The sequence below is a fragment of the Enterococcus sp. genome, from assembly GCF_022711995.1.
GTDB lineage: Bacteria > Bacillota > Bacilli > Lactobacillales > Enterococcaceae > Enterococcus_D.
The window spans coordinates 1-24,311 of sequence record NZ_JALAHI010000108.1; the positions used below are offsets into that span (position 1 = coordinate 1).

A 24,311-nucleotide genomic window follows, 5' to 3' on the forward strand; every position below is an offset into this window, starting at 1 on the left:
CTGCATAATCAAATATGGAACAAAGCTGATGAATATATCACAAGAGGGTATGTCACGGTTGGTGAGCTAAATAATTTTATTTATTTATTTGAAGCATATAAGAATCTTGGTGGCAACGTGTCACCTGTACCGTTGCCACCAAGATTCTTATATGCTTCAAATAAATAAATAAAATTATTTAGCTCACCAACCGTGACATACCCTCTTGTGATATATTCATCAGCTTTGTTCCATATTTGATTATGCAGAGAAGCTTTCTCTGCCTTGACAATTTTTTGACTCCTCGCTTCCGCCATTACTTGGTACTCTTCCACGCTTTGCAGACGTTTGTCTTGTTCTTTGTTCGCAGCTTCTAAAGCATTAATTGTTTGTTCTCTCAGTTCATTTTCTGCCTTTTTAGCTTTTACTAACTTTGCAATCCAATTTCCAACTCGCCATAAAGTAGCTAATAAACCACCGCCGAATAAAGCCACAAATAGACTATTTAGCTCCAAAAATTCTTTCACCCTACATTCCCCCAACTGAACATACGTCACCAACTTTCCTTGAAATATAAGCCCATTCATACGAGTAGTCCTACACAAACATTCTTTTGACTGTAAAATAAGTCGTATCAGCCGTTTTTTGATAGCCTGTATTGTCTGCCGGGTGTGTGCCATCTGTACAAAATAATTCAGTCTTTGTTTGATAAATACTTAGCTGACGTTCTTCATAGCGCATATCCCAGATAGGATCAACCGCTAAAAACATAGGATTCAAAAAATAGCCTTCTTCCTGCCGTTTATCAAACTCACCTATCAAAGCCTTGATCGTTTTTAGGATATTATTTCGACGGCTTTCAGTCCTATATGCCACATTTTCAATTCGGCACAGGTTACTTGTCAAACCAATCCCAAATTTGACATTTGGATTTTCTGTTCGAATTTGGCCAAGCATAAAGTACAGATTAGTGATTGTCTCTGATGAATGGATATTTTGATTTGCATCATTGATTCCAAAATTAAAAAATACAATGTCAGGAATTGGGACACTTGGATTTTGATTTCGATAATATGCGTAATCAAATTTTTTGGTTTCAGGATTGTAAAAACTATTTGTTATCCCATTATATGTCTGAGCATTTACAAAATGATTTGTCGTCCATCCGCTACGCCCTTCGTGTTTGACCTCTGTCCCTCTCGAACCCACAAAGTTAACCTGCAATGTATCCCCTTCAAATTTAGACTTAATTGCTCTTAAATATCCAGCCATTTCAGTCGTCGACTCACCAATCATCATAATGTTGACAGTTTTACCATCACCGGCATTTTCTGGAATTGTCTTACAGAGGATACTTGTCTGTTCTTTTGTTTGACCGTTTGCCATTCTAGAAATTGGCACCTGAATATCAGAACTATTCATTTTTATAGGGAAACCACCTGCAATCAACTCATTGTCATCTGTTTGACTGATGAACAAATCTTGCTCTTTATAATAGTTTCCATACAAATCAATATTGTCTAAGTAGAGGTATCCTGTATGATTAGCAACAATCGGATATTCAGATACAACAACTAACTCTCGTACATCACTTTCGTCTTCTGTTTCGGATTTAGCTATTGCAGGAAACACATCGGATACGTCAAAAGCATTTATTGCCGATACGTAAAACCCATCGACAGCTTTATTCCAAACAACTAGATAGATACTCGCTGCATGAAGATGTTTATTACGTAGTTCTTTCATGTCAATTCTGAAAACATCAGAGGATCTACTCAAAAACGACACTATATTTGTTCCAGTATTATAAGTGTAGTCATAGTTCTGAATCACCTTTCCCTCAGAATCTGCAACCAATAAAAACTGCTGGTCAGATAAATCGTAAACAGGAAATTCTAAAGTCCCTTTTTCTGGAACCTTAAAAAAATAAGATGTTCGATTGGATACTGAAGCGAATTCTGGCAATCCTGTCGATACAGTAAATCTGATAATAGATTGGTTTGGATACATCACTGATGTTTTCTCGTTTAACAAATCATATCTTTCCGCTATACGATTCGGAATGCTCCTTAATGTATTAAATTCAGGCGCTGAACTCCATGTTTTGTCCGTCACGTCCGCTGTTTGACTTCCATAGATATATGCTGATTCTCTGTCTTCGATTCTGAATTCAATAACGATTTTTTTAATAGCTGGATAAGCTTTTTTTAATAAAGGCGCGTCTATGACATAGTAACTTGTATAATCATTCGCCCATGCAGCATTAAACATATTGCCAAAATCAAAAGACCAATAAGAGATTGCTTTTCCATCGCTATCTATATTTGCAATTGCTTGTCCGTGCTGCAATGCTGATTTTTTTATCGTCAGTTTTCCTTTTTCAGGGACCTCAAATGTTGCTAAAAAATAATTAGCCGTATCGGTATAAGTAATCGTTCCATCACCCGCTACAGACTGCATATATTTATTTTCCGTAATTAGCGCCAGCTTCATATAGTCAAGATCATCAGCTAATTTTGAATAATCAACAGTGCCATTGGCAATACCTGCTGCTTGATATAGAACACCTTTGACCCATTCAGTACCATTCCAACTATAGACATACCCCTTGCCATCCGAATCTAAAACTAACATGACATGATCTGCCCCGTTTGGATATTTAGCTTGTAGATCTGCAATACTTGCAAACGTCTCTTTTGGTACACCTGATCCAATATTACTGATCAATCGATTCACTTCATCTTTTTCCGCTTTAGAAGCATCTAAAGTTGCAATATCAGTCCGAAACTTATTCGCATCCGATAATACCGCCACTAATGCACTAAACTCCGCTTTTCCAACGATCCCCACAGCTTCCCCTGCAAGTCTTTGAACCGATAACTGAAATTCTTTTAAATTCGTTACTTTTCCGTTTTGAATAACTTGAATGCTTGCGATTACCTTTCCTGGGGTCATCATATGTTCGGGATATTCGAGCCGAAAAACATTATTTTCTTTATCTACAACAGAAAAAGCAGTTAGATCAGTTAAGCCGCTAGCTTGATTTTGCCAACGCAAGTTAACCGCTAATCCTGGCACTTCATTAATAACCCCGTTATTGGTCACTTGGACTGTTAGGGTTCGTCCTTTATAATCCCCTTGAGAAACAAATTGTTTCTGCACAAAGCTATCATTCGCTCTATCAATGACCAAATCGACATCTCTAAATTGATCTAATTCCAAATTCATCACTCCTATTTTTCTGCTGGTGGAATAACAATTGATGAAATTCCAGCAGCACTTGTATAAGCACGGTCAAATTTCCCTACAATCATTCCTAGCTCAGTATTTTGTTCATACGTTTGGATTCGTCCGTCTTCTAAGCCTCTAATAACTCCAGTATGCCCATAAGTATCATCGACTCCGCCTGCCCATCCAGCCCAAGGCGCACCACGTGCAATATTAATGATTGCTCCTACCTGTAACTGTTCATAGGTTGGATTCTTGATTACCGTCCATCCAACAGCGGACCAGTCATAAGCGATACCGATGTCGCTAGCAGCGGCTGTACTTCCCACTCCAGTTAAATGACTCATCCCATATTGTGTACCGGCACCAAGGCCACAGCCACCCATATAGCCGGAATACTCTGCGGATAGTCCATAACACTGACCATTGCCGACCCGCTTGCCGAGTAAATCTTCTAAGTGTTCTAACCCTCGATTGGTTGTCACGCCATCGAAAGGGATATAGGTTTTATCTGTCAGCTTCAATGCATCGGCTTTTTCATTTCTGAAGCGATTTTGAATCCCTTCGACATAAGCAGGCGCAACCATAGAAGCCGCATTGGCAACAATATAATCACAGACTGTCGTGATAAATGCCGCATCATCCCATCGATTCGCAAATTGTTGAGTAATGGTTTTAAAGAAGCCGTTTGAAACAGCGGCAGGATACCAGTTTTGAATCGAAGCAAGAATGCCAAGTGTTCCAAGCCATTTTTGGCCATCATTGAAATCAACCCCTGTACTTGCTTTTAATCCTTCGATTGCCGGTTTCAATTTTGTGCGACAGAAGTATTCGGCTTGCATTCGCGTGAATTGCTTATCATTCGCATTCCCATACGCGGCCCACGAGTTGTTAAATTCAGTTGAGCCAACAGAACCCACTAAAGCACTTCGTGCATCCGGATAATATTTGGCCAACCATGCCAAGAAATTGTCCATCTCGTATACTTGCGTGAATGAATATTTTCCATAGTTCCAACCTGCACCATCATCTAATGGCGGATGGTAATAACCGGAACTACGATCGCCCATTTCATATTTGGCAGTCAATGCTAACACGCGAACAAAGACGTCCGATAACGTGCCACCTTCATCAGGACCAGGACCGCCATTTTGCCCAGGAATGACTTTCGAACCACCAATATACATTTCTTTCGCATCAACTCTACCTTTAAATTCAACATTTCCTTCAAAGACAACATTATCTTTGAAAGTGATTTTTCCTTCACCAAAAGTTCCTTTTCCATAGAAATTGTACAGTCGATTATCCGCTGTACTTTCTTCAGGAACTTGAAAAATCGGGGTAGATAATTTCTTATTGTTTTTACTTGCGGAGTTGATTGAGAATATATAACCAGGATCTTGCACTACTGCAAATCCGTTGATTACTCGACCACCACCATACGTAGCTGTAATTCTCCCCAGTTCTTCTCCATGAACATCGTCTAAGCCCGTTGATACGACTTGTTTTTCAAAGGTTACTTTTCCGCCTTCCATCACCACTTGGAAATCTTCATCATCCAAAGTTTTCAACGCAACCCCTTGGACGAGGATGCCAGACAAAATACCGGCAGTAATAAAGTCAGCCACGATTGCACCATCTTGAGTCATCGCCAAGCCATAAGGACCATTCACACCATTATTTGAATAACCAAGACCTCCCAGGTTCCATCTCCAAACTTTTTGAGCATCTGCAACCGACGGTTTATCCATGATTAGTATTTCGCTAGGTGCCTTCTCGGGTCTAAAACGAACATAGCCACCTTTAGTACCAGTAATCCAACTTGATGCGTTTCGAACAGCTTCCACCAGTAGTTCCGTTCTAGTTTCAACTTTTTGTCGTAGTTTAGCTGTTTCTGTGGCAGTAGCATTCGTATAAAACTCAATATCGTTTCCCAAAGTAACACTCTTGTATTTTCCAAGTGTTGGATACCAGGTATATTCAACCATTCGTTCTGCTACTTCAATATCTAATTTTGCAACTTTACAATAGCAAGTATCTCCGAAATGAAGTCTTGCTATATCTCTGTATAGTCCTTCATATTCCAATGTATGTTCTAGTTGAACCATTGAAACGGTATGAGTGACTGAAGGCTCATGAACTCGATCATTATCGAATTTGGTTTGCCCCCATTTTTTTAACTCCTCAACAGTTGTGATTTCAGAGTTCTCATACTTGCCGATTCGACGATTTTTGTCTGTCACACCTTTCAATTCAAGAAATTTAAAGGTAATCGGTTCTTTGTCTTCATCATAATCACCTTCCGGTACACCACCGACTAAATACAAGCTGTTGTAGTAATTTCCGTCAATCTCTTCTTCAATCGCCTCAAGATTTACTCCTAGATCAATTCGATAACCATTATCTTTTCCGATCCGATCGAGCAATTTGAGTCTGTAGTTTTCCATGTCCAGTTCGCCACCGGTTACACTGGCAAGATTTTCATTGCCATTATTCGAACCTATAATTGCATCAATAGGATTCGTTTGCTTAACAGTAAATTGATGAACTGTTTGAATGGTCGATTCAAAGGAAAAAGGCTGCTCAAATGCTAAAGCAGCCTTTAATCTACTCATGATAATTGATCCATTCCCAGCAGAAGTAAAACTATTCTCAATAAAATTCCTACTCAGCATATACCCAATTGCTCTGCCGGTAACAGAAAATGAATTAAGATTTTTAATTACTTTTTTAATTTCAAAATATTTTATTTTGCCATCTTCATCTTCTGCACGAATAAAATTGTCTTCTTTCAAATATTCTACATTCTGGCCATCAAGCGAGTAGTTTCCATAAAAAGTGAAATCACCATTTAGAATGCGATTGATTTCAGGTAAATCATCCCAATCGATCAAAGCGTGACCGTTCGTTTCTAAGTCTGATGGCATTTCTTCATAAACATAAATTAAACTCACAAATACACGCTCCTTCTTAAAATTGTACCGCTAGAAACTCCTGTGGTAATCAATTTGTTTTCTCCAGGACGAACCAACGGCCATTCTCCTTTGCTAAAAAGTGTTTTCGAACCTTGAATAATTTTTCCGTGTTCACAATCAACTTTGATTATTTCAGTGCTGTTGTTCGTAATCATCAACGAAATATTATTGATCATAAGCTTGACATTGCCACCTGTTGGCTTTAATTCAATGTACGGTTTTGCCGTTTCATCACCAGGATCATGAAAGACCAGTGAAGTTGTGAATGGCAATGATTGTTCATTTACTTTCCGTTTAAAAGGTTGGCATCGAAAGGTTAAATCGAAGGTATAGAAAAACCCCCACTCGTTTTCAAACTTAGTAGGGGAATTCATCATACAGATAACGTCTCGATAAGTATTATAATCATTGTGGGTAATCAATTGCCCACGACCTTGCAACCATTGCTTTACTTCACGTAACCGATCATACGGGATTGTGATTGATTCAACTTCTAAATCATAGGGTTCGTAATCACCGAATGTTTCGTGCAGCGAACCGCTTCGACCTAGCACAGTGATTTCTTCATAGCGTTTGTTAGGAGAGATCTCAGGAAGTTCCGTTTCGATAATACAATCCATATCCAAAACTGCGTTGATTCCTTTGAATATGAAATTCGGTGTATCAGCATCCATGAACATTCCTATCATCCTCCCACACCGGCAAGAGCTTGTTTACTTGCACGGTAAAATTTGCGATTCATTTTGTTTAGTTCACTTGGATTATTTGCATCGACATTGCCGATGTGAATATGTTGTTCCACTTTAGTTGGCTGTACTTTACCACCAATACCCTTGCGTTTTTCTTCTTCAGATAAAGGTGTAACAGTCGTTTTACCATTTTTGTTTGAAAGTAATTCTGGTCCAGCTTCACCGACAATTGCTTGTCCATTTAATACATGTCCGCCTTCTGCTAAATAAGGAATCGTGGATATACTAAACCCTTTTCCGCCAACACCAGGAACCCATTTTGGAATTTTAATGTTGTTTAGTCCACCAAGAAATGCATTGATCAATCCAATCATTGTGTTTAGTGGTGCTTTAGCCATAGCAGCAATCATATCAAAAATACCGCCAAAAATATTTACAACACCATTCCACGCTCGTTCCCAATCTCCAGTGAAAATTCCAGTTATAAAATCTATAAATCCGGTAAAAATTCTCTTACCTGCATCGAAAAAGTTTTGGAAATTTTGTATGATTCCTCCAAAAATATTACTTATGTATCCAGCCATGAAATTAAATACTTCTACTGCTACATCTGAAATACCCTGAAAGAATGCATTAACACCATTTCTAAACCATTCCACTTTATTGTAAGCAAGAACTAATCCAGCTATAAGCAATGCAATACCAGCTATTACAAGAACAAAAGGATTTGTAGCTAACATTGCAGTCATTCCCGACCAAACTCCTTGTAAAACTCTAATTCCAGTAGCAATTTTTGTCACTGATCCCATTAATGTTCCCAGTATAACTAAAACCGGTCCGACAGCTGCAATAATTCCGGCAAGCGTAATGATCCAATTCTTGGTACCTTGATCCAACGAATCCCACCAGCTTTTAAACTTCTGTAATGCATCAATCGCCATTTCGAAGAATGGCAATAAGCTGATTTGTATCGACTCTCCGACACCAGCTAATGCTAATTTTGCATTATTCATCGCTTGATTTGATTTATCAATAGGATCTAATGTAGCTTCAAAAGTTTCTCCAACAGATCCCTCACTTTCACTAGCTATTTTTGCAAGATCTTCAAGATTAAGTGTGCCTCTACGAATAGCATCCGCCATTCTTGGTCCACCCTTAGTTCCAAAAACTTCTGCTGCCGCATTAATTGCTTCTGTTTCTGAACTTGCATTTTTAATTTTATTTTGTAATTCTCCTAAACCTTCAGAAAGAGATTTTCCGTCCTTCGCATAAGCTACAGTTGCTTTTGATAAGCTACTTAAAGCAGCATTTCCATCAACACCAGCTTGTTCAAATTGTCCCATTAAGGTTACGCCTTCGCCAAAACTTAATCCTAACTGTTTAATTTGTGGAGCTCCTTTTATTGCTGAATCAAAAAGGCTGTCTACAGCTTGACCTGTGTTCTGTGAAGTCTTCGTTGTAACATCCAATACTTTGTTCAAATCATCGTATGATAGGTCATAAGCTTCAATTGCTTGTCGCGCATAAATCGCTGATTGTGAAACATCAGTACCATTTATTTCAGCAAACTGAAGAATATAGTTGGTTGAGTCTTCTAACTTTTTATCCATGAAACCAAACTGCGTGTTCACTTCGCCAATAGCTTCCCCAACTGTTTGAAGTTCTAAATGTGTATTTGATCCCACATTTTCAAACGAATCAGCTAAACGATCAGCAACATCGCCTGTTGCACCAGTCTTAGTAATGATCGTATCTAGTGCTTCATCAACTTCTGAGAAAGCCGCCAATCCAGCTGCTCCAGCAGCCATAATCGGCGCTGTTACCCCTACTGACATCTTTTTGCCAACATTAGAAACTTTCTCTCCAGCTTCTTCTATCTTTTTTAGTTTTTCAGCCGTCTCAATTGAAAGATTACCTTGTTCTTTCAATGCTTCATTTGTTTCATCTAATGCTGCTTTGAGCTTATTCTGACCAGTTTCCGATTCAAGCATTTTCTTGTACAACTTTTCTGATTCTTGTGAGTATTTTCCTGTCTCTTCAACTGACTTCTCATATTGCTCTCGTAAAAGTTCTGTTCGCTTTTCGGCGAGCGACAACTGATTTTCTAATTTTTTCTTGGCTGCAGTCAGTTTTTCAGTTGCTGTTGCATCTTTGTCCATAGCAGACACTTGGTTTTTGTACTCAGTAGCTGCTAAGTTCATTTCACGGTTAATTTCTTTGATCGTTTTAGAGTAATTGACTTCTCCATTTGTCTTGAAATTCAAGACTGTGTCTACTTCTCTTACGGCCATCTTAGCACTCCTTTCCTACCACCAAGGGCTTTGGTCCATTGTTCTTGTTTCCGGTGGCTCAAACTCCGTATTGCTCTTCAACCACTGGATATAAGATTTAAGCCACAAGTTAGGTGTTGCCTTTAAAAAAAATTCCTCACTCCAATTTAATAGAGTAAGGGCAACATAGAGATAAAAACTCCAAGGAGTCCCTATCTCTTGCGTTTCTTTTTGTTTTTTCCGTTTTTCTTTCGAGGAGTTTGATAATCTTGTGGCTTCTTCGATTTTTTTAAGTCTTCCACCTGGAACTTTTGATTTGAAAAAATTTCCATACATGCGCCATACGCTTGTAAGACGTCTCCGTTCATACCTAAAAACTTAAATATCGTCTGAGGATCTTCATCCAGTCCACCAGTACGCAACATACCGTAAATTAAAGATCGCATAATTTTTAGATCCGCCGGTGTAAGGTTACGAGAGTTAATCTCACCGCCACTCTTATTAATTAAGAGATTCATATCATTTTCAAATTTAGAGTAATCTTCACCGTAAACATCGGCAATATATTCCATCGTTTCCATTGTAAACACAACAGGAAAATCATGCCCTTTAATATTTACCATCCGTGAATTCCCTAAATCATCAACATTTATTCCATAATCAATTAATCGTGCCACTAATCGCCACCGCCAGTTCCTGGAGCAGCTGCAACAATTGTTTTCCATTGTTGTTCAGAATAAATCGGTTGAGCAATAAATTTTTCAAACAATTCTAAAGAGCCACTTGTTCTATTTGAATCAAAACTTGAATACATAACGTTATTATAATTTAGACCAGTAGCAACAAAGTTTGCAGTTACATCATCAATTTTTGTTTCGTCTTCCTCAGTCGCATACTCTTCATCAATTACATTAGATAACTGAGTTTTCGGATACCATACTGCTTTGCGGCCGCCGCCTTCAATTTTGCCGATAAATCCAAAAGCAAAGAACGGATATTCTCTTGCAATATTCTTAGAAAAGGTGACGCCGCTTTCAGCAATTAGTCCTTTGAGTTCGTCCATTACATCAATTGGAATGCCAACATGGTCCAATCCTAGCTCATGTTTCGTTTCTCGTGAGACACGGCGGAACATCTTGCTAGATGCCCATTTTTCCAATGTTGATCCGTTACCTTTAACAGCCAGTTTGGTAGCAATAGGCAGTCTTACGATTTCGCCATATTCTGGCGCTTTATTTACGCCGTCTTGTGCCGCTGGAGACATCATAGTGATCAAGATATCTTCAAGGCCTTCAAAGTACAATACATCTGTTTTGCCCAAATTAATTACCTCCCCAAAGATCCATAATTTTTTTAGTCATGATATCTTCGATTTTATTTTTATTTTGTTCATAAGTACCACTAGCGAAATGCTGCGCTTTTTGGTTCACAGTCCCGTTTTCTGCGAATCGCCAGTAATATGCTGTATCTTCGAAAGCAACTCTTACTCTGTCCTTCTCGACTACAACTTTGATTTGATCTCGCATATGTTTTCTTTTCATTAAGCTTTTAGGTATACGTGGCAACATTTTGTCGACATAGAAGTTTGCGGCTTCTTCTAAAGACTCTAATGAGACCTTTACAGGGTCGACTCTACTTAATTCGCCAAGAATATCAGCCATATCTGCGAAGCCGTTGTTATTACTAGGCATTTTCAACACACCTCACATAAGTGAAGAAATTTGTGATCGTATCATCGTTTTCATCGCCTTGTTGACTGGAAAATGTTGAGAAAGGAATATTTGCAGCTTCCATCGCTTTTTCAAGTGGCAAAAGATCCAACTCATCGCCATCAGTAAAAAAGGAAATTTGATAGTAAGGAAGTCTTCTGAATACTTTCCCAGAAGCTTTTTTTCTCCCTTTATTTACACTGGAATACACTATATAAGGATAATCGGTACCTTTTTTTGCTTTGTCACGAAATACTGGAAAACCAGTATCTTTAAGCGTTGATTTAAGTTTTTCAAAACTAATCGACATAAGCCAAACTCAACTCCATTTCACGATCATCAACATTCGTATAAATACGAGTAATGTTATAAGCCACAGAATCAATTCTTACGGCACTTAGCTTTTCGGTGATAGATTTATCCAATCTAATCTTAATCCGTCTGACAACGTCAGTTTTTGCTTGCAGTGAAAGATATTTCTCTTGTGCGGTCACACCAATATCTTCGTACCACAATGGACGTCTCACTTGGTACTTCGTTACAGGCCGATCTCGATCATCAACCGTTTCAACAATAGCCAACAATTCAGCTTTCCATCTAAGTTTATTGGTTTGTCTCTTCGGCATTTTGGATCACCCCCTGTACAATAAATGGTGTAATGGCATTCAATGCTGCTTCTAATTCACCTTCAGCAACTCGATACTCGTAACCAATGCCAGCTACTAATAAAATCAGATATTCTTTTTGACTTCCAGTAGCAGTCATCACATAGTCCTTGGCCATTTCCAAATAGAAAGAGAGCATGGAATCATCCATGCCCTCTTCAAAATGAATATGCGCCTTGAACTTTTCTTCTAAAGATAAATCATTGGCTTGGTCTTCCATTTTAACCACCAACTGGTTTTGTGATTTCATAACGATATACAGCTGGTTCAAAAGCTGAATAAACTAATTGTCCATCCAACAAATTATAAATCTGGAATCCAATTTGGTTTTTCCCTGAAAATTTCTCAACAAGCTTCTGAATTTCTAAAGCACCGATAACTTCTTGAATTTTAAATGCTGAAAAATCACCAAAATATAAAACAGGTGTATCTGGCTCACCTTTTTTATCTGCTGCATCAGTCCAATCAACTGGATACCCTACTAATTGATAACCAATTCCCCCTTCTGCTTGTGTAAATGGGCGTAACAAAGGGAACCCATCATCTGTTTTCATTTTTTCAATAGCAGTTAAAGCGGCACGATTGATAATGAAACGACCTTTTTTCATCACTTCAGTTACTGGAGTGTTTTTAAATTCAATCAATGCATCATATAATTTTTGACCTGCACCTGCAGCAGTCAAATCTAAAGGTTTCTCAAAAGCTACTGCTTTTTTAGCTAATGCACCAGGGTTTTCGTTTCCTGTATCATCACCATTGAACATATAGTTAATTTCTTTACGCACATAAGCTTTTTTCAGCTCTTCAACCACGATATCTTCAACTGGTACACCAGACATCTTCAACAGTTTCTTGGTTACAGTTGCTAATGCATCAAATTCCGCTGGATTAAGAAGAATTTCATCAAATTCAATAGCAGTTTCAGTAATATCAGCAGTACGTTCCTTCTTATTTACATTAGCCTCTGCTTTCTTCACTAAAATTGGATACTTCACATCACCTTTTGTTGGTATTACTGTTCCATATTTACGAAGTAAATTTTCTTCTTGTGCGTAAGTAATAACTTCTGATGCAATAACTTCTGGAACTGTGACCGATCCATTACCTGTTTCAATTCCTAAAGCACGAGCTTCTGATTCTGAAATGTTTCCAACAATATAATTGGCAAATGCTTTTCGCACTTGTTGCTCTTTTTGTTTTTTACTCAAAGCATTTCGGGCCTCCATCCCTTTTTTAATGTTGCCCAACAATCCATCACGTTGTTGTTGTGAAATCATTCCGGCACGATTTTCTTTAGTGTCAGTTTCTGAATCATCTACCTGTGGATCTACATCATCGCTATTATCAGCTGAACGTCCTTCATTGTCTGCGGGATCCGTCACAGGTTCATCGGTACCCTCATCTAATTCATCTTTGATATCTTTCAGTTCTCCTACTAATCCATCAATTTCTTCTTGAACAGCTTCTAAATCTGCTTCACGTACTTCGCCAGATTCAATTTCTCCACGTAACTCAGTTAGGCGTTGCTCATGACGAGCTTGTAATTTTTTCAATAATTTTTTATCCATGTTGTTACCTCCATTACGCTAATGCGTTATTTATTTTTTTGATCATTTGTTTTCTTGCTTCAATATCTTGCTGGATTTCCTGTTTACTTCTAGCAAGTGTTGCTTCCGTATCCTGGTATGCAGGAAGTGAAACAATAGACACTTCAAATAACTCCACCTCATTGACAGTACGAAGTACCGGATCAGTGTTGTAATCCCAGGTTTCTTCTGTTGGAATAAAACCAAAGCTACATTGATTGATATCTCCTCGACTCATTGACTCGATCAGATCATTTGCTACTGTTGTATTTGGCAATTCTACTTCGAATTTCAACCCTCGATCGTCTTCTTCGAGACGTAACGTTCCACTTTTTGTTCGACCTAAAACCTTCGACCAATCATGATCAAAAAGGCACCGAATATCTGATCCTGATAAAGCTCGTGAAAAAGCACCAGGAGAAATCACTTCTTCCAACCCTTCCCATAAAAGTGTGCGACTATTAAAAACAGCTGCATACCCAGTAACGATTCGACTATTGTTTTCGGTATCATCTCTTGTACTCAAGTTGGTGATATCAAATGTCCGAATTTCCTTCTTTTTCATTTCCATCACCTCCCTTCAGATCATCACTAGTTGGCAAAGAATTGTCTGTTGCTTTCTTCTGGCCAATCCTAGATAAATCATTTGAAATATAGATTGCTTGTGTTTCTGGTGTGTTCTGTTTTGGGAACCCAAGCATTTCTGCTACATTGTCAGGGCTAGTAATACCAGTACGAACAATGTTGTAACCGATATTTGTTTTGGTTGAATATGGAACGAAATCCAAAATATTAATCTTCCATTCCACTCGATACCCAGAATGAGGCATAAAAAAAAGAGCGGTATAGTGATCGCTCTTGTTCTTCAATATTGGCTTTATTGCTTTGTTATGCAGATACATCATCGCTTTTTCAATATCAGATTTCATTAATGATTGATAGGTATCTACATTGATCCCCAAGAATTTCCCTAGGTCTTTCTTGTACACGCCTAAATAATTTAGAATTGCTGCATCATCAACTGGACTTTTTAACGTTTCTATAGAATAACCTTTTCCCAAAGGAATCATCTTTACTGTATGATTATTGTCATCTTGTGTTGTTTCTAATTGATCAAGTATTGCTTTTACTATCTTGGTTTGTGCGCTGTTATTCGGATTAATATGCGCATCCAGTTTGAGCATGAACGCAAGTAATCCACCTTTCGAGTATTTATCCGTCAACACTTTTTCAGCGCTTAGAACACCTTCTAGAGTGTTTTTAGCCAGGTCAATAATTCCAGCTCCTTTTATCGAATCAGTACCAATATTTTTGATATGTCGAATCATCTGACCAGGAATACTTTGACCGTTCATATTGAATTCTTCTTGCAAGCGTTCATTAATTTTGGTGGTAACACCATAAGCCAAATGTAGTTGATCACGGTCAGTCAAAGGAAAAGCTTCTCCATTGATCAGCAAAGTGTTTGTTTCTAATTTTGCAAACTCGAATCCAGTTAAATAATCATTTGGATTGTTTAGAATTTTCAATAAGAAATGATCTTTCACCTCTTCCCCATTCGGTCCGATTACTACTGGTGTTGCCAATGCTACTTGATTAGAAATATCCTGAACCAACTCATAAACATCTGAAGACTCCATGATAGAATCATCTGTAACATAACGTTGTCCATAGCGTGTTGTTTTTCCAAAGATATCTTCTAAATATCCTCGCTTTTCCATAAATGAATACACTGCATTTGAAACCCTATCTCGTAATCTCAATAAATCTCACCGCCTTTCAAATTATCATCTGTAAATGCTGCCCAAGTATTCTTCCAGTTGTCCGTCATCAATATCTGTCATTTGGTTCATTGTTTCTTTGTGGCCACATAAAAACGCCACAAAACCATCAATCTTTTTTTTCGACTGACGTTTACTTGGCGCTTTTTGACCACTCATATTTGTTACTGCCACAACATTCAGTGTGCAATACAAAAATAAAGGATTATCAAATAGAATTCGTTGCTCATAAAATAAACGCTCCACATCATCAAACGGACCATTCAAATATTTGGGATATTGCGGAACCTCAACACATTCTAATCCAAGATTCTCCATTTTCTCAACAAGCTTATCACTCATTGCGGGGTCATAATTTACTTGTTGGATGTCATATAGGTCCATACAATCATCGATGTATTGCAATATTTGTTCCTGATCGATCATTTTTCCATCACAAAATTCTACAAACCCTTGTTCTTCCAGTTCGCGATAAGGTACATTATCTTCCTTTTCTCTGAAGTCAAGGTTTTCATTTGGAATAAAATATAGCTGTTTCACCTTTAAAATTGACCTTCCGTGCTCATCCCATGTTGGAAAATTTAAAGACACACATGTCAAATCCCGTGTTCGTGACAAGTCAAGTCCGATATAACAAGGTTCGTTTTGCAGATTTCCCAATTCTTTTGTTGAAACCAAACACGGTTCTACCTGATCTTGTTCAAAGAAATTATCAGCCCCATTTACAAATACATTTAAATGCTTAGTTAAAAATTCTGCTTTAGAGTGAGCAGATCGTTTAGCAGTTTTAAAAGCAGATTCCAGTGCAGATAGATCAACCGATATTCCCCAATTAGGATTACACATTTCCCATACTTTTCTGTCAGTCCAATCGTAACCTTTATTTGGTTCATAGATTAAGACAAAGTTCGAATCATTATCATCCTTCTTCAATACTTCTTTTGCTTCACGATATACACGCATTCCAACTGAACTACTTCCTTTACCAGCAGTCGAAATATTAAACATTAATGGTTGGGGCAAAGAAATTTGAGCAGACTTAAAGTTATCATACTGCTCCATTTTTTCTTGTTTGTGCAGCTCATCATTTAAAATAAAATAAGGGTTAGACCCTTCGATATTATCTATATTTTTTGTCTGAACAATAAACTTATTTGTATATGCCATATCTTCATGGATATAACTATAAGTAATACTCGAAACAGTTCCTTTGGGTCCTTTGAATATTTTCGATCCATCCAGTAAGACATCATTGTTTAATATCGTATCAGCGAATGGTTGAGCGGCATATTGTGCTTGAGCAAAATCAGATGCACAAGCATAGCAATTGACCGATAAAGCTCCTTCACCATACATTGCGTATCCCAATGAACCCACGCCAATCAATGTCTTTCCATTCTTTTTAGGAATTTGAACATATGCTTCACGAGTAACACGAACTACCTGGCCCTTTTCATTTACCTTCACCCAACCATAGATCCACGAATAAATGAACTTTTCCCATGGTTCCAAAATAAAAGGTTTGCCAACCATATCCCCTTTTGTATGAACAATAAAAGATTCTACCCAATCCATCATCTCATTTGCACGATCAACATCAAACCAAATATCTTTTCTTTTTTTCCACTTATACCACCGATCAATGGCCAATCTAACTGTCTTAGGATATTTTTTTGAATTCTTGCGGACTTGTTTCGCAAATAAATCTGCATAATTCACACCAGGTTCAATCATGGTTTGCCACCTACTCTTTTACGCCACTTGTTTCGATGTTCGGCTAATTCATCAATTGGCTTTTCTTTTGGTCGCTTGATTTCTTCATTCTGTCGAGCAGTCGAACCACCAGTGACTTTTTTGCCAATTGCTGTTTTATTCGTTAAACCTAAATAATCAAGAGCTTTCATTTTTTTGTCAGACCAAAATTCAACTTGTTGAGCCAATGGATGCTTTGTTGGGTTGGTTGCACCAGATTTATTCGTATACTTTTGTGTCTCTGGAAAGCCTTTTTCTTTCCACAATAGATATTTATGTTGATAAATTTCAAAGATATCCAGATAAGATTCAATCAATGGATCAAGGGTAATCGTATAAATATCTGACTGTCGCATAATCATTAAAATTCGCGCCTTTTCAGCACTGACTTTTTCATCAACAATCGCTTTACGTTGCGCTTTGGTCGTCATTTTTATACTCCCCCCTTTGATTTTGAATTTTTTGAAAAAACGATGCGCGTAACTCCCTCTGACCTATCTCCCACGAAAAAAATTTTTTCGAAATCGATAGGGGGGGTTAATTAAAATAAGACGGGAAAACTTTTTTCTCGTCTGTTTCATTTTCTTCAATAACGTGACATTTGGGACATAATAAACGAATATTGTTTGGATCCAGCTTTAGCAAATCGTTCTTCTTGATCGGCACTACATGATGTCGATGAGCTTGTTTACCAAATACAAATCGACCACACCTTTGACAACGACCGCCTTCTCTTTCATAAACAAAATCAGAAACTTCTTTCCATGCTTGAGTCCGATAGAATGATTTGTTCTCATGGTGGTATGCACTCTTCTTTGCCTTAACCTTACGTCTTGGTGCATGTTCCTTGCAGTAAGTACCTCGTGCTATCTTGACCTGACAGCCATCAAAACCACAATATTTCATTATTCCGATTCCTGAATAATTTGTAATATATCACCTTTGGCACGAATAGCAGCTGGAATTTTAATATCGTTCTTTTTCGCATATGCTCGTAATTCTTTAGCAGTCATATTATCTAAGTCTAAAGGTTGATCAGATTCTGGATTAGTGTTTGCTTCACCAGCAAGATCAGATTCTGTGTTACCACCAGAATCTAATGCTTCTTGATTGATTACTCCTGATACAATTTGATTAGGATTAATGACTTCGGTTTGATCCCCTTCAGGTGTAATCATCGAATTAGGATTTTCGGTTACTTCAAAATCAGGTTCGGTTCCTTTAGGTACAAACAATGATTGTTTGTTTTCTGTATCCCAATACTCTGTGCCAACAATTGTTTTTCTGATAGGTACTATCATTTGTGATTCCTCCTAAATTTTATGTACACAAAAAGACACCTGAAATCAGATGCCTTTTCAAATTATTTTTATTTTTTTGACTTTGATACAATTTGGAGTTGTATTAAAGTTACAATAACTAATCCTAGCAATCCTTCAAAACGAATATCCTTATTGACTAAATACTCAATTGATATTCCTAAAACACTACCAAGCGCCACAGCAATCAAAATGCTGACAATTGGATGTTCTCGTGTATAAGAAACCCATTTTCTATACAATAGTCTTCACCTACTTGCTATTTGGTTTTATATTCTGTTGCCACATGCTTACCGTTAGCATTGTAACCTTTTCTCATATAGAAACCAACCCATCCGTTTTTGTTCGTATCCCATTTTTTGGCAATTTCTCTTCCTGGAGCTGAGCCAAACTCTGTCCAACTTGTTACACCCAACAAGCCTGCAATTGCCCACCCAGGAATACCAAACATAGAGATAGCAGCCGCACCACCAGCATAAAAAGCAGCATTTATTGCATTAGCTAAAACACCTGTGGACACTGCAATATTCGTATATTGCCAACTACCCCATTTTGTTACACTTGTACTAGCTCTTGCAAAAGTAGTGGGACTATTATAGTATTCATCTTCATATTTTCTAACAACTGTACTTCCATCTTCATCTTTGTACACTACAATATTTTCTAAGCCTTTGTCTTTATCGATAACTGTATTCTGTCCTTGGCTTTCTACCTCCGTGGCAACTGCAACTACACCTGATGAAATTGTTCCCCCTAATACTAAAACAAGTAGCGATACAATAAACAACTTTTTCATACCAAACCTCCTATATTTTTTTATTCTATAATTATTTTAACACCCCTAAAATATTATTTCAACATAACATCTTTTTCGAACACAAAAAGACAGCACAAGCGAATTTTGAAAAGAGGGATCACCTCGCTTCAAAAAATTGTGCTGTCTTTCGTATCCATCAAAGAAGTAAAGCGATGAGGGATTAGCCCCCTTTCGGTTTTAGAGTAATGTGAGTAATCTAAATCGGCTGCTCTCCGTTTCTTCTACGCTATTACTATAACCCGTTTAAATCAAGAAATATACACAGGCTTTGAGGTCGCATTTTGTGGCAATTTCAAAACAAGCTTAATTGATCCTGGTCTGCTGAATAGTAGTCCATTTCTTCTTGCTTCTTCAAGCGTTCCTCTCGCCGTGCCTCATATTCATCCACGAATGATAATGTCTTGCGAATCTCTGTATGCCGCTTTCTTATATAAGACACGCTGTAACCAGTGGCATCTGCTATATCATAAACATCCATATCATCAATATACTTTAACTTTACAATTTGGACATCTGCTCCACTGAATGAATCGATTAATTCCAACAGTTCAATTTTTTCTTTTTCAAGCAGCTCTAATTCATTCTGTATGATCCTAATGTTTTCTTCCAACGATGATGATCTTGAATTTTTTTCAAGGCGCACGTTTGCTAAATCACCGTTGACCCATCGATCTAATTCCAACCTACTCTTGTTAAGATTCCATTTCATGAAGAGTATTTGTTCTTCTAAGTCTTGGTAGTTTTTAAGCCATTGAAATCTCACAAACGCCACCCCTTTATGGTAAAATAGTCTTGTCACAGGTCACTTACCCAAAAGGTAGTGGCTTTTTTTATTTATCAAAATGTGAGCCATGTTGATGTTCTTCATCAATGATCAAACTCTTCAAGGTCTTACCAAGGACCCTTTTATTCAATGTTCCGTTCACCTTGGCTTTTTCCAGCAACTTACGCTTCTTCTTTTTTACTTTCGATTTTTTCTTTGGCAATGGCTTTCTTCTCCTTTTCATCTAATTCTTTACCAAAAATCACACTTGCGAATACTATGGCAAAAAGTGCCACGGCTACTAACACTGCAAAGTCCATCATTTATCCTCCACTTTCCATCGCATCTTGCACTAGCGGATCATTGATAATAATCTTGTACTTCATCTGCTCATGCTGCAGCTGCTGTTCTAGCTGCTCAATTTGTTCCTGTTGGTCCACTATTGTATAGGATAGCCAACTTAGACCAGCGATCGTTAACAGTATTGATACAACAGCTAGTACCGTATAATGATTAACTTTCATGGGATTGATCCAATAGTTCTGGGTTCTCCCAAACATTGCCGGCGACAGTTACATAAGGTTTTAATCTTGCTAACAAAAGATTACCCGCACACCAAGTTAGGTCACCTTCATTCCATGAAATCGCATAATCACCATCAATTTCGATGCCAGCGCCCGATTTTTCTGTTTTCTGAAATGGATGATTTCTCACTGAAACTACATCCCCCTCGAAAATCTCCACGCCGTTCTTGTCTTTCAATCCAGTGGACTGCATGAGGGTAAATAAGGTTGATTTCTTACTATCATCAAACAAACGTCCTAAACCTACGAACTCTTTCAATTTGTCCCATTCAACCATGTGAGCAGCTTGTATTCCGCTATTTTTAAACCAACATCTATATTTTGGTACCATCTTATCCCTCCTGTTTGCTATCGCTGACGATTGCGGAATTACCACTTGTGTTTTCGCTGTTTTCTAGCAAATAAAGACTTCCCACATTCTGGACACGAATCATAGCTACGTAAGTCTTTGGGTTTCATACTGCTACAAAAACCGCACTGTGTGCCGCTTCTTGGGGATGGCTGCCGATAGTTAATTCTTCCACGACGTTCAATAAACTCATCTTTCATAAAGCACATGCCGCTTGGAGCAATTATGGTTTCCCAATCTTTAGCACTCATCACTCTTCCTCCTGTTCCTGCGCCCAATCAAGAAACGCTTGGGCAACCACTATGCAATCTTCTTCAGTGACTTCCTCCATTTCATCTAATAGATATGCGATCATCGATAAATGTTCTAATGCATGCAATACTGTTTTAGGTTTAGTGTTGTCGTATTGTTTTATAACTTCTTGTAACATTTCCTGCTGATTCTCGTTAAGTTGCGGTTGATCAGTTAATTCCACCAAGCGGTTCGCTACACTCTGTATATGCTTATTATGACTACCGACAACTCTTGTATAGTCCTGTAGTTCTTTTGCTAGTTTTTTAATTTCACTCATATTCATCCCTCGCTTTCTGCTATTTCGTCGGATTGCCAACTAACCAAATAATGACAGCTGACCGCTTGGCTCAAAATTACACCAAAGTGTTTCTAGCCTACTTTGACCGGCTTCTGCATTCGCTTGAAATTGTACTTTGTACCATGAACTTAATATGTCATCGTACATTTCACATTGATACCCGCTTAATATCGCTTGGCCTTTAAAATCAGATGAAAGGAAATCCAACAGTTGTTCATGTTGTTTATCTTCAAACTCCGTTTCATAAAGCCTGCCTTTTCTGGTCGCCATCACATACGGTGGATCGATATAGGCAAATACAGTTTTGCGATTGTATCTTTGAAGTAATTCAATTGCATCTTGATTTTCTATTTGAACTTGTTTAAGCCGTTCTGCGACTTCAAGTATCCGCTCTGGTATTTCATTCCATTCATGAATCTTGCCGCCTATCTTATCGATATTACTTCTCCATCCAGTTTTATGTTTCTGAATCCCACCAATAGATTGCCAACTCTGAATTAAAAATGTCCTGGCATCTTCTATGCTATCGCCCACAGTCTGTCCGCTCAGCTGGTGCTCCAATCTGCTATGAGGTGTTAAATAGACAACCTTTGCTAACTCTTTTGGTTCATCTCTGCACACTTTAAAAAAATTATAAACACGTTGGTCCAAGTCATTTATTGTCTCTACTGCTGACATTTTTTTGTTAAACAAGACAGCTCCGCTACCGAAAAATGGTTCCACATAAGTCGTATGCTCTGGAATCATATCGACAATTAAGTCCGCCATGCGCCATTTACTACCAGGATAATTTAATATTCTTTTCACTGTCTCCCTCCTTCAGTTGGTTATTTTGGTGGATTGTGGAATTCTTCTTTTCCACATTTGGCACATATTCTCTGGTTGACTAAGACCGCATCTTGCACACCATAATTGGTACACCACAGAGAAAATTTATGTCGGCATAACTTCTGTTTCACTGTTTGAATAATTGATGGCGGTGCTATCCAACCAGAGTAATATGCATCTGTTAGATATTGTTCATGCTCAACAGTCCCTAGAATTAAATGTCTTGGGTAATTTTCTTCCATCCTTAGCACTCCTCTATTTCTGTCGATTGTAGAATTATTCGTATTCAACCTCAGTGGCGTATGAGTTGTAGATAACGTTGATATGCTCATTTACTTCTTGGTTATCTTTGATCCAATATGGACGTACACCATCTCGAAGTGGAATGCCGAAACCTTCAATCTCTGTTGCATTATTGTGTACTACGTTGTAAGCAATGTGTTCTGCGCACTCCTTTAAAGTGAAGAAATCATAAAAATACTGCCGAAATTCTTCCAGCCATTCCTCAGTGAAATATTCTGGATCAAGTTCAACTTTTACTTTGTCACGTCTTACTAATTCGATTTCAAATTTTTCCATTTGTTTTTATCCTCTCTAGTTGCGTATTTCTTCCGATTACTGACTCTCAACCTTTTCAAAAAGTATCGAGTAATCGTCGATATCCAAAGATTTGGCTATATCCTCTACAGTCCGTAATTGAATGCCAGCTCTTTTCTTTCTTGCATTTTCATGAGTTTCTCTTAGAGTTAGATTTTTATTTTTCATGTGCCAATCAACGTTTGTCCAAAACACTTCGAGAATGTCCATTTCCCCACTCCTTCGTTTCTTTACGAACAGCAGCACCATCTTTATTGCAGACCGGACAGTTGCTTGCTACTGCCCGGCCATATTTATTTTTTCCCCAAATGATTCGTTCACCTTTACATCTGCTACAGGTCATACGATCACCTTCTCAATTGTTTTGTTTCCAGCAAATGAAGATATACTAACCCGATATCAATCACTTTTTCGTTCATAATTTCCGCTACCTGTGATGGCTTAAATCCCTTTTCAAAAAGATTTTTTGCTTGGTTAATTACAGCAACACTCCAATAAAACTTTGCATCTTGTAATATTATGAGTTTGTCATCATTCTTCCACATCTGGATCACTAGAATCAGCCTTTAAGTTTCTGTCTTGAAAAATCACATCATCTTTGATTTTGCTCCAGGTATCAGCGAAAGGTGCAAAGTGTTGTCGCGCGATTTCAATTTGATCAATCAACGCGTCTTCTGACATTTCCCAATCAGCGGCAACATCATTAATTTTTTCCCCTTGCTCAAGTTGAATTAGAACATCACGAGGATTGATAATAATCTCATCTGGAAGTTCTAACGACACAGCTTTCTTAATGAATTCATCGATCGTATCTTTAGAAACTTGAATTTCAACTATTTCCACTTCTTCCACGCCGTCGCCGACATCAAGTGATGTTTGCTCTTCTTTTTGCACTTCGACCGTTCCGTCAGCATTTACAATGTAGTTGACGTTCGGACGTTTCGTTTGTTTGTTGATAGGAAGCTGATAGCCGATAGTTTCGGGCTGGATTGTTACTGATACCGTTTTGCCCAGAAAGTCGCTCAAATCGTCGTATTTTCCCTTTAAAGAGCCATTGTTCACGACTAGTAATACTTCTACGTTTCCGTTTGATTTGCTCGTTGCTTTTTTTACTTCCGGTCTGAAATTTACTTGTTTAGTCATTGTGTTTTTCCTCCAGTTTTTTATAGACGATTACGTCTTGATCTGATTGATTTTCCTTTTTCCTTATTCACTCGTTCGCTTGCTGGCCTTGTCCGCCATCTTAGTTCTAATTTACGAGCGAATTTGACTGCTTTGTCTTCTGTGCCGAAGGTACTGATTTGATACTTCACATTATCGTTCACGTCCAAAAACTGAATGTTCCAATCTTTCAGCTGCTCCATTATTTCGCCCCTTCGAATTGTTTTTTCTTCCGCCGATCAGTCGCTCGCTTGCGTTGTAGACGAGCCGATTCAAAGCAACTCATTTCCTCGAATCTATTGGTTTTAGAATTGAACTTTGCGAATGTCACAGGGAACCCGTATCGGTTAGCAAACATCTTCATTTTCAACATCGAGATTGCATCTTGATACCCTTTGACATCAACTACCTTAACCAGCTTGCCTTCTTCATAAATGACGAAATCCGCTCGATAATGTATTGGAGCTACCTTCAAACCATCACTATAAAATCCCTCTTGCAAGATCATATTTTTTTGCATTTCGCAAAAGTTATCTGATATTGGTAGAAAGCTCATCCCTTTTTTTTTCAAGATTTTGTAGTATCTGGCTTCGGCTTTTGAATCAAAGAGAATGCCGTCTACTTCATGTTTAGTATTTCCGTACTTACTTCTAGTTTTTGTAACCAA

The 24,311-nt window shown here is 38.0% G+C and carries 34 protein-coding genes; all 34 read right to left on the minus strand.

The genetic code is table 11. The features are described 5' to 3' along the window. Positions 1–80: 80 nt before the first annotated feature. Entirely contained in the window at positions 81–506 is a 426-nt protein-coding gene (locus Q0A12_RS10355) for a hypothetical protein (RefSeq protein WP_291292571.1), read from the minus strand. A gap of 70 nt (positions 507–576) precedes the next feature. Continuing rightward, positions 577–3,201, minus strand: coding sequence for an SGNH/GDSL hydrolase family protein (locus Q0A12_RS10360; RefSeq protein WP_291292572.1), 2,625 nt, complete (start codon positions 3,199–3,201; stop codon positions 577–579). A gap of 11 nt (positions 3,202–3,212) precedes the next feature. Then, the gene (locus Q0A12_RS10365; protein ID WP_366031235.1) at positions 3,213–6,134 is read right to left on the minus strand and encodes a phage tail spike protein; all 2,922 of its coding nucleotides are present in this window, start codon (positions 6,132–6,134) and stop codon (positions 3,213–3,215) included. Positions 6,135–6,157: 23 nt separating this feature from the next. After that, positions 6,158–6,856, minus strand: a complete 699-nt coding sequence (locus tag Q0A12_RS10370; RefSeq protein WP_291292612.1) for a phage tail protein — start codon at positions 6,854–6,856, stop codon at positions 6,158–6,160. Positions 6,857–6,867: 11 nt separating this feature from the next. Continuing rightward, positions 6,868–9,162, minus strand: coding sequence for a phage tail tape measure protein (locus tag Q0A12_RS10375; RefSeq protein WP_291292574.1), 2,295 nt, complete (start codon positions 9,160–9,162; stop codon positions 6,868–6,870). A gap of 191 nt (positions 9,163–9,353) precedes the next feature. Then, on the minus strand, positions 9,354–9,818 hold the full coding sequence (locus tag Q0A12_RS10380; RefSeq protein WP_291292575.1) for a hypothetical protein: 465 nt from the start codon (positions 9,816–9,818) through the stop codon (positions 9,354–9,356). After that, on the minus strand, positions 9,818–10,462 hold the full coding sequence (locus tag Q0A12_RS10385; protein ID WP_291292576.1) for a major tail protein: 645 nt from the start codon (positions 10,460–10,462) through the stop codon (positions 9,818–9,820). Before Q0A12_RS10385 ends, Q0A12_RS10380 begins: the two co-directional genes overlap by 1 nt. Before the next feature lies 1 nt (position 10,463). Then, positions 10,464–10,832: an HK97-gp10 family putative phage morphogenesis protein gene (locus Q0A12_RS10390; protein WP_291292577.1), complete on the minus strand. Its 369-nt coding sequence runs from the start codon at positions 10,830–10,832 to the stop codon at positions 10,464–10,466. Beyond that, positions 10,825–11,160: a hypothetical protein gene (locus Q0A12_RS10395; protein ID WP_086269593.1), complete on the minus strand. Its 336-nt coding sequence runs from the start codon at positions 11,158–11,160 to the stop codon at positions 10,825–10,827. Before Q0A12_RS10395 ends, Q0A12_RS10390 begins: the two co-directional genes overlap by 8 nt. Continuing rightward, on the minus strand, positions 11,150–11,476 hold the full coding sequence (locus Q0A12_RS10400) for a phage head closure protein (RefSeq protein WP_291292578.1): 327 nt from the start codon (positions 11,474–11,476) through the stop codon (positions 11,150–11,152). The genes Q0A12_RS10395 and Q0A12_RS10400 overlap by 11 nt, the downstream gene beginning before the upstream one ends. Then, entirely contained in the window at positions 11,454–11,735 is a 282-nt protein-coding gene (locus Q0A12_RS10405) for a head-tail connector protein (protein WP_291292613.1), read from the minus strand. The genes Q0A12_RS10400 and Q0A12_RS10405 overlap by 23 nt, the downstream gene beginning before the upstream one ends. 1 nt (position 11,736) lies before the next feature. Beyond that, positions 11,737–13,083, minus strand: a complete 1,347-nt coding sequence (locus tag Q0A12_RS10410; RefSeq protein ID WP_291292579.1) for a phage major capsid protein — start codon at positions 13,081–13,083, stop codon at positions 11,737–11,739. 13 nt (positions 13,084–13,096) lie between these two features. Further along, on the minus strand, positions 13,097–13,666 hold the full coding sequence (locus Q0A12_RS10415; RefSeq protein WP_291292580.1) for an HK97 family phage prohead protease: 570 nt from the start codon (positions 13,664–13,666) through the stop codon (positions 13,097–13,099). Further along, the gene (locus Q0A12_RS10420; protein WP_291292581.1) at positions 13,638–14,822 is read right to left on the minus strand and encodes a phage portal protein; all 1,185 of its coding nucleotides are present in this window, start codon (positions 14,820–14,822) and stop codon (positions 13,638–13,640) included. The genes Q0A12_RS10415 and Q0A12_RS10420 overlap by 29 nt, the downstream gene beginning before the upstream one ends. A gap of 66 nt (positions 14,823–14,888) precedes the next feature. Next, entirely contained in the window at positions 14,889–16,616 is a 1,728-nt protein-coding gene (locus tag Q0A12_RS10425) for a terminase TerL endonuclease subunit (protein WP_291292582.1), read from the minus strand. Further along, positions 16,613–17,065, minus strand: a complete 453-nt coding sequence (locus Q0A12_RS10430; protein WP_291292583.1) for a P27 family phage terminase small subunit — start codon at positions 17,063–17,065, stop codon at positions 16,613–16,615. The genes Q0A12_RS10425 and Q0A12_RS10430 overlap by 4 nt, the downstream gene beginning before the upstream one ends. Before the next feature lie 106 nt (positions 17,066–17,171). Then, entirely contained in the window at positions 17,172–17,540 is a 369-nt protein-coding gene (locus tag Q0A12_RS10435; RefSeq protein WP_291292584.1) for an HNH endonuclease signature motif containing protein, read from the minus strand. Beyond that, the gene (locus Q0A12_RS10440; protein WP_291292585.1) at positions 17,540–17,935 is read right to left on the minus strand and encodes a hypothetical protein; all 396 of its coding nucleotides are present in this window, start codon (positions 17,933–17,935) and stop codon (positions 17,540–17,542) included. Before Q0A12_RS10440 ends, Q0A12_RS10435 begins: the two co-directional genes overlap by 1 nt. Before the next feature lie 68 nt (positions 17,936–18,003). Next, the gene (locus tag Q0A12_RS10445) at positions 18,004–18,195 is read right to left on the minus strand and encodes a hypothetical protein (protein WP_195957603.1); all 192 of its coding nucleotides are present in this window, start codon (positions 18,193–18,195) and stop codon (positions 18,004–18,006) included. Between the two features lie 17 nt (positions 18,196–18,212). After that, entirely contained in the window at positions 18,213–18,749 is a 537-nt protein-coding gene (locus Q0A12_RS10450; protein ID WP_291292586.1) for a hypothetical protein, read from the minus strand. 313 nt (positions 18,750–19,062) lie between these two features. Continuing rightward, on the minus strand, positions 19,063–19,533 hold the full coding sequence (locus Q0A12_RS10455) for a hypothetical protein (RefSeq protein ID WP_291292587.1): 471 nt from the start codon (positions 19,531–19,533) through the stop codon (positions 19,063–19,065). A 182-nt stretch (positions 19,534–19,715) separates the two neighbouring features. Next, a complete protein-coding gene (locus Q0A12_RS10460) occupies positions 19,716–19,853 on the minus strand; it encodes a hypothetical protein (RefSeq protein ID WP_291292588.1) in 138 nt (45 codons plus the stop codon). A gap of 3 nt (positions 19,854–19,856) precedes the next feature. Further along, positions 19,857–20,057, minus strand: a complete 201-nt coding sequence (locus Q0A12_RS10465; RefSeq protein WP_291292589.1) for a hypothetical protein — start codon at positions 20,055–20,057, stop codon at positions 19,857–19,859. Next, a complete protein-coding gene (locus Q0A12_RS10470) occupies positions 20,047–20,448 on the minus strand; it encodes a YopX family protein (protein ID WP_207490601.1) in 402 nt (133 codons plus the stop codon). Before Q0A12_RS10470 ends, Q0A12_RS10465 begins: the two co-directional genes overlap by 11 nt. A gap of 38 nt (positions 20,449–20,486) precedes the next feature. Next, the gene (locus tag Q0A12_RS10475; RefSeq protein WP_291292590.1) at positions 20,487–20,717 is read right to left on the minus strand and encodes a hypothetical protein; all 231 of its coding nucleotides are present in this window, start codon (positions 20,715–20,717) and stop codon (positions 20,487–20,489) included. Continuing rightward, positions 20,717–21,037 carry a hypothetical protein gene (locus Q0A12_RS10480; RefSeq protein ID WP_291292591.1) on the minus strand — a complete coding sequence of 107 codons (321 nt, stop codon included), beginning with the start codon at positions 21,035–21,037 and terminating at the stop codon, positions 20,717–20,719. The genes Q0A12_RS10475 and Q0A12_RS10480 overlap by 1 nt, the downstream gene beginning before the upstream one ends. Positions 21,038–21,076: 39 nt before the next feature. Then, positions 21,077–21,865: a DNA adenine methylase gene (locus Q0A12_RS10485; RefSeq protein WP_291292592.1), complete on the minus strand. Its 789-nt coding sequence runs from the start codon at positions 21,863–21,865 to the stop codon at positions 21,077–21,079. Between the two features lie 20 nt (positions 21,866–21,885). Then, positions 21,886–22,128: a hypothetical protein gene (locus tag Q0A12_RS10490; RefSeq protein WP_291292593.1), complete on the minus strand. Its 243-nt coding sequence runs from the start codon at positions 22,126–22,128 to the stop codon at positions 21,886–21,888. 34 nt (positions 22,129–22,162) lie between these two features. After that, the gene (locus tag Q0A12_RS10495; protein WP_291292594.1) at positions 22,163–22,465 is read right to left on the minus strand and encodes a hypothetical protein; all 303 of its coding nucleotides are present in this window, start codon (positions 22,463–22,465) and stop codon (positions 22,163–22,165) included. 36 nt (positions 22,466–22,501) lie between these two features. Further along, positions 22,502–22,693 carry a hypothetical protein gene (locus Q0A12_RS10500; protein ID WP_291292595.1) on the minus strand — a complete coding sequence of 64 codons (192 nt, stop codon included), beginning with the start codon at positions 22,691–22,693 and terminating at the stop codon, positions 22,502–22,504. Continuing rightward, a complete protein-coding gene (locus Q0A12_RS10505; RefSeq protein WP_291292596.1) occupies positions 22,659–22,826 on the minus strand; it encodes a hypothetical protein in 168 nt (55 codons plus the stop codon). The genes Q0A12_RS10500 and Q0A12_RS10505 overlap by 35 nt, the downstream gene beginning before the upstream one ends. A 188-nt stretch (positions 22,827–23,014) precedes the next feature. Continuing rightward, positions 23,015–23,626: a hypothetical protein gene (locus Q0A12_RS10510; protein WP_291292597.1), complete on the minus strand. Its 612-nt coding sequence runs from the start codon at positions 23,624–23,626 to the stop codon at positions 23,015–23,017. Between the two features lie 20 nt (positions 23,627–23,646). Continuing rightward, the gene (locus tag Q0A12_RS10515; protein WP_291292598.1) at positions 23,647–23,847 is read right to left on the minus strand and encodes a hypothetical protein; all 201 of its coding nucleotides are present in this window, start codon (positions 23,845–23,847) and stop codon (positions 23,647–23,649) included. Then, positions 23,847–24,311 carry a DUF1064 domain-containing protein gene (locus tag Q0A12_RS10520; RefSeq protein WP_291292599.1) on the minus strand — a complete coding sequence of 155 codons (465 nt, stop codon included), beginning with the start codon at positions 24,309–24,311 and terminating at the stop codon, positions 23,847–23,849. Before Q0A12_RS10520 ends, Q0A12_RS10515 begins: the two co-directional genes overlap by 1 nt.

Coding starts and splice junctions, on each gene's coding strand:
- Q0A12_RS10365 (WP_366031235.1), bottom strand. CDS start 6,134: ATGCCATCAGACTTAGAAACGAACGGTCACGCTTTGATCGATTGGGAT.
- Q0A12_RS10370 (WP_291292612.1), bottom strand. CDS start 6,856: ATGGATGCTGATACACCGAATTTCATATTCAAAGGAATCAACGCAGTT.
- Q0A12_RS10375 (WP_291292574.1), bottom strand. CDS start 9,162: ATGGCCGTAAGAGAAGTAGACACAGTCTTGAATTTCAAGACAAATGGA.
- Q0A12_RS10390 (WP_291292577.1), bottom strand. CDS start 10,832: ATGCCTAGTAATAACAACGGCTTCGCAGATATGGCTGATATTCTTGGC.
- Q0A12_RS10395 (WP_086269593.1), bottom strand. CDS start 11,160: ATGTCGATTAGTTTTGAAAAACTTAAATCAACGCTTAAAGATACTGGT.
- Q0A12_RS10400 (WP_291292578.1), bottom strand. CDS start 11,476: ATGCCGAAGAGACAAACCAATAAACTTAGATGGAAAGCTGAATTGTTG.
- Q0A12_RS10405 (WP_291292613.1), bottom strand. CDS start 11,735: ATGGAAGACCAAGCCAATGATTTATCTTTAGAAGAAAAGTTCAAGGCG.
- Q0A12_RS10410 (WP_291292579.1), bottom strand. CDS start 13,083: ATGGATAAAAAATTATTGAAAAAATTACAAGCTCGTCATGAGCAACGC.
- Q0A12_RS10415 (WP_291292580.1), bottom strand. CDS start 13,666: ATGAAAAAGAAGGAAATTCGGACATTTGATATCACCAACTTGAGTACA.
- Q0A12_RS10420 (WP_291292581.1), bottom strand. CDS start 14,822: ATGGAAAAGCGAGGATATTTAGAAGATATCTTTGGAAAAACAACACGC.
- Q0A12_RS10425 (WP_291292582.1), bottom strand. CDS start 16,616: ATGATTGAACCTGGTGTGAATTATGCAGATTTATTTGCGAAACAAGTC.
- Q0A12_RS10430 (WP_291292583.1), bottom strand. CDS start 17,065: ATGACGACCAAAGCGCAACGTAAAGCGATTGTTGATGAAAAAGTCAGT.
- Q0A12_RS10435 (WP_291292584.1), bottom strand. CDS start 17,540: ATGAAATATTGTGGTTTTGATGGCTGTCAGGTCAAGATAGCACGAGGT.
- Q0A12_RS10440 (WP_291292585.1), bottom strand. CDS start 17,935: ATGATAGTACCTATCAGAAAAACAATTGTTGGCACAGAGTATTGGGAT.
- Q0A12_RS10450 (WP_291292586.1), bottom strand. CDS start 18,749: ATGAAAAAGTTGTTTATTGTATCGCTACTTGTTTTAGTATTAGGGGGA.
- Q0A12_RS10460 (WP_291292588.1), bottom strand. CDS start 19,853: ATGGACTTTGCAGTGTTAGTAGCCGTGGCACTTTTTGCCATAGTATTC.
- Q0A12_RS10465 (WP_291292589.1), bottom strand. CDS start 20,057: ATGAAAGTTAATCATTATACGGTACTAGCTGTTGTATCAATACTGTTA.
- Q0A12_RS10470 (WP_207490601.1), bottom strand. CDS start 20,448: ATGGTACCAAAATATAGATGTTGGTTTAAAAATAGCGGAATACAAGCT.
- Q0A12_RS10475 (WP_291292590.1), bottom strand. CDS start 20,717: ATGAGTGCTAAAGATTGGGAAACCATAATTGCTCCAAGCGGCATGTGC.
- Q0A12_RS10480 (WP_291292591.1), bottom strand. CDS start 21,037: ATGAGTGAAATTAAAAAACTAGCAAAAGAACTACAGGACTATACAAGA.
- Q0A12_RS10490 (WP_291292593.1), bottom strand. CDS start 22,128: ATGGAAGAAAATTACCCAAGACATTTAATTCTAGGGACTGTTGAGCAT.
- Q0A12_RS10495 (WP_291292594.1), bottom strand. CDS start 22,465: ATGGAAAAATTTGAAATCGAATTAGTAAGACGTGACAAAGTAAAAGTT.
- Q0A12_RS10500 (WP_291292595.1), bottom strand. CDS start 22,693: ATGGACATTCTCGAAGTGTTTTGGACAAACGTTGATTGGCACATGAAA.
- Q0A12_RS10505 (WP_291292596.1), bottom strand. CDS start 22,826: ATGACCTGTAGCAGATGTAAAGGTGAACGAATCATTTGGGGAAAAAAT.
- Q0A12_RS10510 (WP_291292597.1), bottom strand. CDS start 23,626: ATGACTAAACAAGTAAATTTCAGACCGGAAGTAAAAAAAGCAACGAGC.
- Q0A12_RS10515 (WP_291292598.1), bottom strand. CDS start 23,847: ATGGAGCAGCTGAAAGATTGGAACATTCAGTTTTTGGACGTGAACGAT.